This is a genomic window from Deltaproteobacteria bacterium (assembly GCA_016874775.1).
GTDB lineage: Bacteria > Desulfobacterota > Binatia > Bin18 > Bin18 > VGTJ01.
The window spans coordinates 1-9,315 of the sequence record VGTJ01000211.1; the positions used below are offsets into that span (position 1 = coordinate 1).

Genomic DNA, 9,315 nt, shown 5'->3' on the forward strand with positions numbered 1-9,315 from the left:
TGCTTGGCGGCTCACGTTTGGAGTTTCTCTGATGGACTCCCGGAAATGTCAAACTGCTACTGCCACCCCGGCACAGCCGGGGGGCCTCTTACGTTAGGCTAGCCCGCGGAGTCCGAGTACCGGACAGTGCCCACACCACCTTTCTCGCCAAGAGATTCGATCGAACTGCGAATGGAAGACGTTTACCTTTCGTCTCCGCGATGACCCTCACGCAACGGACCGATGGCGAACCTGGCGTAAGTTACCTCGAACTCGTAGACTTGCTGCAGTCACAAGGGGCACACGCTCAGAAGGACTGTCGAGAATTGTTCCGCCGCGTTGTCTTCAGCATACTGATCCGCAACACGGATGATCATTTGCGGAATCACGGTTTCCTTCTCGGACCCGAGGGGATCACCCTCTCGCCAGCATTTGACATCAATCCTGCGGTTGACCGCAATGAACTTTCCTTAGCAATCAACGAAGTGGACGCTACGTGCAATGTGGCCATCGCACTGGAGGCCCACCGATCCTACGGCTTGACCTCCGCGGAGGCGAAAGCCATTGTCTCAAAAACCGGCGAGGTGGTCGGCTTCTGGCGGCAGGAGGCAAAGCGATTCCGTATCCCCCGCGCCGAGCAGGAACTTATGGCGAATGCCTTTGAGGGTTGAGGGGGAGCCTGGCGTAGCGCCTCTCGTCAGTTCGGCGACGGTCAAAACCGAGTCAACTTCGCTCTCTCGAAACCGGTCGCCAGGCACCCGGTCAGGGCAGCTGAGGAGCTTCGTTTGTGGGACAAATCTGTCCCACAAAAGTCCCACATGACTACCCAACCAAACAGCCAAGAACGCTTCGCAACCACTCGGAATTCGAAATTTGTCCCACTATAGTCCCACAAACGCTAAAACGCCCTCCGGTGGAGGGCGTCAGAATCTCTATAACTTATTGATTTTATTGGTGCGGATGAGAGGACTTGAACCTCCACTCCCTTGCGAGAACTAGAACCTGAATCTACCAAAGCCTCTTTATCTCTATATTTTTCAATGGCATACGAGCATCTCTCCTCTATTTATCCAAATTCCCTGTCAGAAAATCGACAGAAGGATGGTATTGTCATAGTGATGCCGCTGTACAAGGACAAGAAAAGCCCCTTCTGGTGGATGAGCTACACCCTAGACGGAAAACGCTACCGAGAATCAACGAAGACGAAGAACAAGAGGGACGCACAATTGGTGTTGGCCAAGGTTCTTGCAGAACGCAAGCCTCGAGCAAAAGGCACAGTTTCGATTTTGCTGGATGGCCTACTGAAGGATTACAGGATCAACGGCAAGAGTTTAGGGTGGGCACAGTTGGTCGTTGAGACTCACTTACGTCCACAGTTCGGCAGTAAAAAGATCTCTGCCGTGACGGCAGAAGATTTAAAGGACTACATCGAATTCAGACTAAATGCTGGCGTGAAGAATGCGACGATAAACCGGGAATTGTCGCTGTTGAGAAAATCGTTTAATCTTGCAGACTATTCATTTCCCAAGATTCCAAAACTGGCAGAGAGCCTACCTAGACAAGGATTCTTGACAGATAAAGAATATGAAAACCTTTGCAGAAACGCACCAGACCATATTGTTCCTATCATCATTTTTGCATACTCAACGGGAATCAGAAAAGGAGAACTCCTGAGCCTAAAGTGGGACCAAGTCGACTTTGAGGCAAACGTTATTCGCATAGATGGAAGGGACACCAAGAACGGTGAGTCCCGGACTATCCCATTGAGCAAGCAGACTGCGTTTATGCTCAGGACCATGACAGTTGAGTGCGACCACGTCTTCACCTACAGAGGCAAACCAATCAAGAATTTTGATGCTGCTTTCAAGTCAGCGGCAAAAGCAGCGGGACTACCAAATCTTCTTTTCCATGATCTAAGACGCTGCTTCATCAGGAATATGTCCCGTGCAGGTGTTCCGGATTCGGTAGCGATGAAAATCTCCGGACACAAAACACGGACTGTTTACGACCGATACAATATCGTTTCTGAAGCCGATCTTCATGAAGCAATGAGGAAAAGAGAAGCCACACTGACGGGCAGAGAAACAGCCGTCGAAGGTTTATTGAGTGGCCCTCTCAGTCAGCTTTTTGACGACTAGTACGCTTGAAGACCCTCCTCAGGCCCAACTACACCTAAAACCCCATTCTTCGCCACGGAAACGCCCCTTCCTGCCACTTTCTCCCCCTGCCCTCCAAAGCCCAACCCAAACACCCTTAGCCCCGCTCTAAAGCATTTTTCTGGAACGGGTGGAGTTACTACAGGAAAACAGTAATTTTCGCAGAAGGCCATATATTGACACTGCCACACAGTAATGTTATACTATTATAAATATATCTATAGGCATTTATCCAAGCATTTAGGCCCTATATCCGCCTAATGAGTCAGTGGTGAAATTCCAGGCTAGTGTCTGAGATGGCGCACAAGATCCTCTAATGGATGCTTGGTGAGACACCTATACCCAAATTCACCAGATACCTATCTATATCAATATAAAGGAGTTGAAAGAAATGAACGAAGAAGTGTACGTCGCTAGTACGTGGCTAGATAAAACAGAATTCGATTGGTTGGTTGAATTTGCCAAGCAAACATCTTCCACTAGATCCAAAGCATTAAAACAAATAATAAAGAAATATAAAGAATGGAAAGAAGGAACAAATGAATAGAAAAATATATGAAGACAAATTAGATTTGAAGATTGTCAACCTCCAAAACCTACTTCAGGTACTGAAGAACATGTTGGAGAAGAACAAAACCTCCACCATCAAGATCAGCATAGAGAAGGTGTCATGAAGCCGGAGAAGTTCACTTCGGAGATGCGAAAAGCGTTCTTCCAAAGCCTCTCCAGCAGATTCACCAGCAATTTCGCCAGTTTCGCTCTCACGCTGCAATTTTCAACATCCTGCATGGTTTCAGCAGAGGAAGATCTAAAGAGGATCCTGACGAGATTATGCCTGTACACCGATGCCGACATCCTCTATGGCGGCATTCTCGTCTCTTCTGCTTCATCAGGAAAAATTCATTGTCACCTGATTCTGACATCAAAAACATCTAAAATTTCAGCAGATGTGGAAAGAGCGAAGATGAGAATCTTCTTTCAAGAAGGGGATTGGAAATGGATTTCAAAATTCATGGACCGGAAGAATTCTTCACCTTGGAACTTGAAGCAAGTCGATGATCCTATAGGATGGTGCCGCTACATCTGCACCCAAAACAATGTGAAGGAAGAACGTGTACTGCTGAACGTGGCCAAAAGAAGAAGCGCAAGATCACAATTCTGCAAAAGTTTAAAGAAGCTCAATCTTCTCAAGAAGCAAAAAATAGATTTTTCCGATCTCAGGTGGCGGATCTGGCTTGGACCCTTATATAAGGATGCAAGGCAACACAATATTAAACCCAGTACCGCCAGTACCCCACTACGCCCAATAGAAAATATGGGGCCGGCTGATAAGTGCAATACCTTCAATAAGTTGCGGGAATCGTGGACTCGTTAACTGCTTTGAAAAAGTTTTTTCTTTTGCCGGTGGAGGCGGTGGAAGGACCTATAGGTTAGATTTGGGAGCGATTCAAACGGCACCCTGAAAATCTTCACTCGTTTCAGTACAGGTTTATGGTACGATTTCAAGATGAAGGTCGCTATCTACGCCAGAGTCTCTACCTCCGATCAAAATTGTGAAGCGCAGTTGCGGGAGCTGAGAAATTTTTCAGAAAAGATGAATTGGGAAATCTTTGCTGAGTACGTCGATACCGGTTTCTCTGGTGCGAAGGTATCTCGTCCAGCACTCAACGAATTGATGTCAGATGCTTCAATGCGGAAATTCGATGCTGTTGCAGTTTACAAGTTGGACAGATTTGGGCGCTCTGTGGTGCACATGGCACAGCAATTGCAGGTGCTGGAATCCCTGAACATTCGTTTTCTTGCCATTTCCCAAGGGATAGACACGGACAGAGCAAATCCGACCAGCAGACTGTTGGTTAACATTCTTTCATCAATTGCAGAGTTCGAACGTGAGCTGATTCGAGAGCGAACCGTTAGCGGAATCAAGGCAGCGAAGGAAAAAGGAAAAACCTTGGGTCGACCCAAGAAAATTTTCCGCCGGGATCAACTGGTGCAACTGCGTGACGAATGCGGAAAATCTTGGCGGGACATCGGATCAGAACTGGGGATTCCCCCAATGACGGCGTTCAATGCGTACCAGAAGCTGAAATCTGAATCCGTACCAAAAACGTGATTCCAGGGGGCATCCATCACTGCTGATTCTGTTGCAGTTGCCGCACCAGAATTTGCCGTACGAAAAAAATTCCTTTTTGGTGCGATAGAATCTGGGATGAGGACACCAATGAGCCTTCTCAGATTCATTCTCTTCGTCAGTTTTCTGAACGTTCTGTTTGTGCCAATGGTGCAAGGACAAGGGAATTTGATGAGTGCCAGCAGCCAAGACGCCAGGGAGCATCGACTATTCAATCATCCGACTGCCAGCCGAAACCGGTTGGCGGAGCGGAGCGACCAAATCCTTACGGGAAGCCTTGTTTTGGAGGTTTCGCTACAGACGATGCAAGCCGAAAACGCTGAAGAAGCATTACTATGGATGAAGGACGAAGAAGTTTCAAAAACTCTCTAATAGGACGATTCCCTCATGTTCGAAATATTTTGTTCCGTCGCTTTTCTGGTCGGAAAAGCCTTAACGGTCTATCTACTAATCTACTTTACTCCCAGTTTCGTTTCGAAACTGCGGGGTCATAATAACTCCACACCGATCTTCATCATCAATCTTTTCCTCGGATGGACTTTTCTCGGCTGGGTTGCGGCACTTGCTTGGTCTCTAACCAAAGACGTAAGGCCACTGTTAAATGCCGAAATGTCAAAGGACATATTCGACGCACCAATCTTACCTCCGAGGACCGTATGGTATGAACTAGGCAAAAGAGCACTTTCCGTTTTACCAGATATTTTATTAATTATTGCTTTAGGTTACTGGTTTGTGCCCGAGTTGCTGTCGCTTGGGGCTTGCCAAACAACCGCACAAAAGTCCTCGGACGGAATCGCCCTGCGCTGGATACCCGCTGGACAATTCCAATTCGGATGTTCATTAAGCCACCAGGAAAACCATGAAGAATGTCCCGACAATGAAAAAACTAGGCAGGTCAAGATCCAACGTGGCTTTTGGATTCAAGAGAGCGAGGTAACGCAGGAAGCCTTTAGACGAGTCACCGGAACAAACCCAAGTGCCCAAAAGGGAGAACAGTTGCCAGTTCACCAAGTGACATGGCATGAGGCAGAAAAATATTGCCAGCAGGCAGGAATGCGCTTGCCGAAGGAAGAAGAATGGGAGTATGCAGCCAGAGGAGGAACTAAGGGACCGGTTTATCCTCCTATACCTGACGGTCCTCTTCCAGGTACCTTTTCCTGGAAGCTAGAGTTGAGTCGATTCGCCTGGTTCGAGTTCAACAGCGATCTAACCGGCGACCTTATATTTCATGAAGTGAAAGGGAAAGAACCAAACAACTATGGACTCTATGACATGTTGGGTAATGTCTGGGAGTGGACCGATAGCAACTACGATGTGCGCTCAAAGGTTGCGCGTGGTGGATCTAGCCACTCAATGTCACACCTTGTACGCGTCTCAAGCCGTGAAGGCGACCCTCCAAACGCACGAAAGAGAACTGTCGGATTCCGGTGCCTGAAAGATTAAGGCGGATTGCGAACCAGCCAAAACTCTTAGGGGTTTCCTTGAACTGCAATTCCTGAAGGAGAAGAAGTTTGAAGGCGCGGTCGCGTGGTTTTCGGACGCTGCGACGCAGGAGCCGAATAGTTCGCTTGCCCGGCTGAACCTGGCGGCGGCGCTGCTCAGCGCGGGCAAGCGGGACGATGCCAAACGCGAGGCGGAGGAGGCGATCCGGCTGGAGCCGCTGCTCGAAGAGGCCTACGCCCTGCTGGCTGAGATCGAGCCGAAACGGGCGTCGTATTGGAAGGATCAGTACCGGAAACAGGCGCCGAGGCGGCTGCTTCCCTGAGGAGCGGTCAGAATAGGAACTTCAGCGCCAGTTGATTCACTCTGGGAAGCCCCGTCGTCGTCACCAGTTGACCGAACAGCGTGCTGTTCACGAGCGTGTTGGGCAGCCAGAAATTTGCGCGATTCATGACGTTGAACGACTCCGCGCGGAACTGCAGCTTCCATTGTTCCCGAATCGCGGTGTCCTTTACCAGCGAGAGATCCACCAGCCAACTCCCTGGCCCGCGCGTGTCCGGCAGCGTGCGGGAAACATTGCCGAACGTGAAGGGTGCGGGCTGTGTAAATGCGGAGGTATCGAACCACTTGGCCACCTGTTCGTTCCGCGATCGCCCTCCCGGCAGTTCTGCTCTCCGGCCTGTGGAGTTCGGACGATTCCCACCGTTCGGGATGGTCGCCGACATGGCGAGAGGATAGCCGCTGCGGCTCCGCGAAACACCCGATAACTGCCAGCCGCCGATCAGCTTTCCGGCCACTCCGCGAGAGCCGGAGAAGAATCGCTTGTTGGCTCCGAAGGGGAGTTCGGCCACGACGCTGGCGGCAAAGGCGTGGGTGGCGTCGATTTCGGAGATGGCGCGTTCCGCTCGCAAGTCGAACCAGTTCTGCACCGTGGTGTTCAATCCAACGTTTTGCGCATTCCCGTTCGCGCCGACCGAATTGCGGACGTCCGCGATCGACTTCGAAAGCGTGTAGGCGAGCAAGAAACCAACGCCTCTCGATGCGCGCTTTTCGAATTTCACCGCCAGCGAATGATAGATCGAGTTGCCCGAGCTCGAGTTGAACGTGGAAACCCCGCTGTATTGCGGATAGGGGAGCAGCAATTGCTGCCGCGCTACGGAGGGACGGCTAAGCGCACCGGCGGTGATATTCGGGAAGAAGGGATTCGGCACCAGTGCCTGCAATCCAGTACCGAGACTCAGCAGATCCGGCGACAGCGCGTTGAGCTGCCGGACCTGATTCAACTTCACGCCGCGATTCGCCGAATAGGCCGTATCCAGAATGAAGTCCCTGCCAAATGCCCGCTGGATATCCAGATTCCATTGAACAGTGTACGGCGTGACGGCGGCCGGATCCCACTGATTTACGGCTTGTCCCAGAAATGTGCTGGCGCCCAGACGATCGCGCGTCGGAAGGGTCAGGCCCTCCGGCAGCGGATCGCGCAGGAAGCGGAACGGGGTCAGGCCATCCAGGGAGGCAACCATGGGCGAAACGGAACTGAAGCCGGCGTCGGGTACGGCGCCGTTTGTTCCGTCGCCCCCGGTGCCGAACGGCGCGAAGAAGAGGCCAGCGCCGCCGCGAATGACGGTGCGGTCGAACGGGGTAAAGGCAAATCCAAAGCGCGGGGCGAAGTTGTTGCCATCCCGGCGGTAGGCCTGGCGATTGTCCTTTCCCGCGTAGACCAATCCGCCGGTGAGATTCGGAAACGACGGATTGCGCACCGGACTGGCCAGCGCCGGGTCAAAACTATGGAACTGGTTTCGCTTCTCGGTGAATGGCGTTTCGGTCTCGTAGCGAAAACCAAGATTCAGCGTCAGGCGCCGATTCACGCGGATGTCGTCTTGAACATACCCGGCGTAGTAGAAGTTCTGAAGCGTGTGGCCGCTGGCGATATTGACCTGACCGGTGCTCGCCGCGCCCAGCAGGAAACTGGCAAAGCTTACACCCGCGTTCTGGACCACGACATTCGGGTCGGGACCCCGCGTCATCGCCCGTGTGAATCCAAAGGTTCCGGATCCTGACGAGAGGTTGAACACATTCAGCCGTTGCGCGCGGCCTTCAAATCCGGTCTTCCAGCTATGACGTCCCGCCAACCGCGAGTACGACGCGAGCAGCGAGTAACTGTTCTGGCCGGAGCGCAACATGCCGCTTCCGCTCAAGCCGGCCATGCCCTCGATGTTCGCCTCCGGGAAGAGCGGATTTGTAAACGCGCGCACGAGGCTCGCGGGAAGCCCCAGTTGAGTGGCGTCAAAGCCTTCACTGAAGAGTTGGCGCGTCCAGAAGAACCGCGCGAAACCCGCCCGCACGTTGAATACCGACGCGGCGTTCAACGTCACCGTGTGATCCATTCCGGCGGAAGCGTTGTTCAGCGCCACGCCTTTGAGCCCGCCCGGCGTAGCGATGTTGCCGAAGGTATCGGGTTGGCCAATCGTGGAGCGGTGCAGCGAAACCCGTCCGAACATGCGCCACGCCTGGCTGAAGTAGTGATCCAGGCGGTTGCCCACGTTCGCTTGATCGATTCGAATCGGCGCGTTGTTGATGTAGTTGTTGTTCTGTGTGAAAAGATCGCCGCTAGTGTTGGCCGCGGGGTAATAGGCGTTCATGGCTCTGGCCACCGGGTCGAACCGGTTGACGGGAATGACGTTGCTTGGAAAAGCATCGCGCAGGAAACGTCCCGCTTGCGCCGGGTTGGGCCGGGTGGAGAGCGGGTCGTACACCAGGATCGGCTGACCGTTCTGGGCGAGCGTGCCCGAAAAATCCCCGCGACTCTGCAGCGCCGTAGGCACTGTTCCCCGGAAAACCTGTCCCCGCCGCCAGCGGCTGCCCTGGTAGTCGGTGAAGAAAAACGACTTGTTCCGGCCGTCGTAGATCTTCGGCAAAACGACGGGTCCACCCACGGCGTAACCGAACTGGTTCATGCGGAAAGCGGGAATGGCGCGCCCAGCTCCCCGGTTGAAGAATTCGTTCGCGTCAAATGCGTCGTTGCGAAGAAACTCGAAGAGCGAACCGTGCAGTTGGTTGGTGCCGCTGCGCGTGGAAACGTTGATGACACCGCCGCCAAACCGGCCCCACTCGGCGGAGAGGTTGTTGCTCTGCACCTTGAACTCCTGGGTGCTGTCGACATTGGGAACCGTGGTCATGACATTCACGAATCCCGTGGTCGTCGGGATTCCATCCACCAGCACTTCGTTTGAACGAGCGCGCCCGCCATTGATGGAAATCATCGAGTCGTCCATCATGTTCACCGGGATATCCTGAAACTGCCCGTTACCTGTGGGCGCCACCGCCACGTTCGGAGTCAACTGGGTCAGCCGGAGAGGGCTTCTCCCGTTCAGCGGCATGTTGAGTACCTTCGATCCGTCGATCACCTGACCGAGCGCCGAAGTGTCCTGATCGATCTGCACAGCGGTTGCGCTGACTTCCACGGACTCACTCACCGTTCCGAGTTCCAGCGTGAAGTCCATGCGAGCGGTTTGATCCACGGCCAGCGTCAGATCCGTGCGTGCCATGGGCCGGAAGCCCGTCTTTGCCACGCTCACGCGATACACGCCAGGAGGCAGCGGCGACAGC

7 protein-coding genes are annotated in these 9,315 nt (G+C 53.0%); 6 read left to right on the top strand and 1 reads right to left on the bottom strand.

Annotation, left to right across the window (positions count from 1 at the left end; translation table 11 throughout):
* The first annotated feature begins 53 nt into the window (after positions 1 to 53).
* The 6 genes from FJ147_24915 to FJ147_24940 all read left to right on the top strand — a co-directional run bounded on the left by FJ147_24915 (position 54) and on the right by FJ147_24940 (position 6,031).
* A complete protein-coding gene (locus FJ147_24915; protein MBM4259127.1) occupies positions 54 to 650 on the top strand; it encodes a HipA domain-containing protein in 597 nt (198 codons plus the stop codon).
* 369 nt (positions 651 to 1,019) lie between these two features.
* Positions 1,020 to 2,117, top strand: a complete 1,098-nt coding sequence (locus FJ147_24920) for a site-specific integrase (protein MBM4259128.1) — start codon at positions 1,020 to 1,022, stop codon at positions 2,115 to 2,117.
* A 688-nt stretch (positions 2,118 to 2,805) separates the two neighbouring features.
* Entirely contained in the window at positions 2,806 to 3,510 is a 705-nt protein-coding gene (locus tag FJ147_24925; GenBank protein ID MBM4259129.1) for a hypothetical protein, read from the top strand.
* 132 nt (positions 3,511 to 3,642) lie between these two features.
* Positions 3,643 to 4,248, top strand: coding sequence for a hypothetical protein (locus FJ147_24930; GenBank protein MBM4259130.1), 606 nt, complete (start codon positions 3,643 to 3,645; stop codon positions 4,246 to 4,248).
* Between the two features lie 405 nt (positions 4,249 to 4,653).
* The gene (locus FJ147_24935; protein MBM4259131.1) at positions 4,654 to 5,709 is read left to right on the top strand and encodes a superinfection immunity protein; all 1,056 of its coding nucleotides are present in this window, start codon (positions 4,654 to 4,656) and stop codon (positions 5,707 to 5,709) included.
* A complete protein-coding gene (locus FJ147_24940; GenBank protein MBM4259132.1) occupies positions 5,705 to 6,031 on the top strand; it encodes a tetratricopeptide repeat protein in 327 nt (108 codons plus the stop codon). The genes FJ147_24935 and FJ147_24940 overlap by 5 nt, the downstream gene beginning before the upstream one ends.
* A 7-nt stretch (positions 6,032 to 6,038) precedes the next feature.
* Here FJ147_24940 and FJ147_24945 read toward each other — a convergent pair whose 3' ends face one another.
* The gene (locus FJ147_24945; protein MBM4259133.1) at positions 6,039 to 9,254 is read right to left on the bottom strand and encodes a hypothetical protein; all 3,216 of its coding nucleotides are present in this window, start codon (positions 9,252 to 9,254) and stop codon (positions 6,039 to 6,041) included.
* Positions 9,255 to 9,315: the final 61 nt, after the last annotated feature.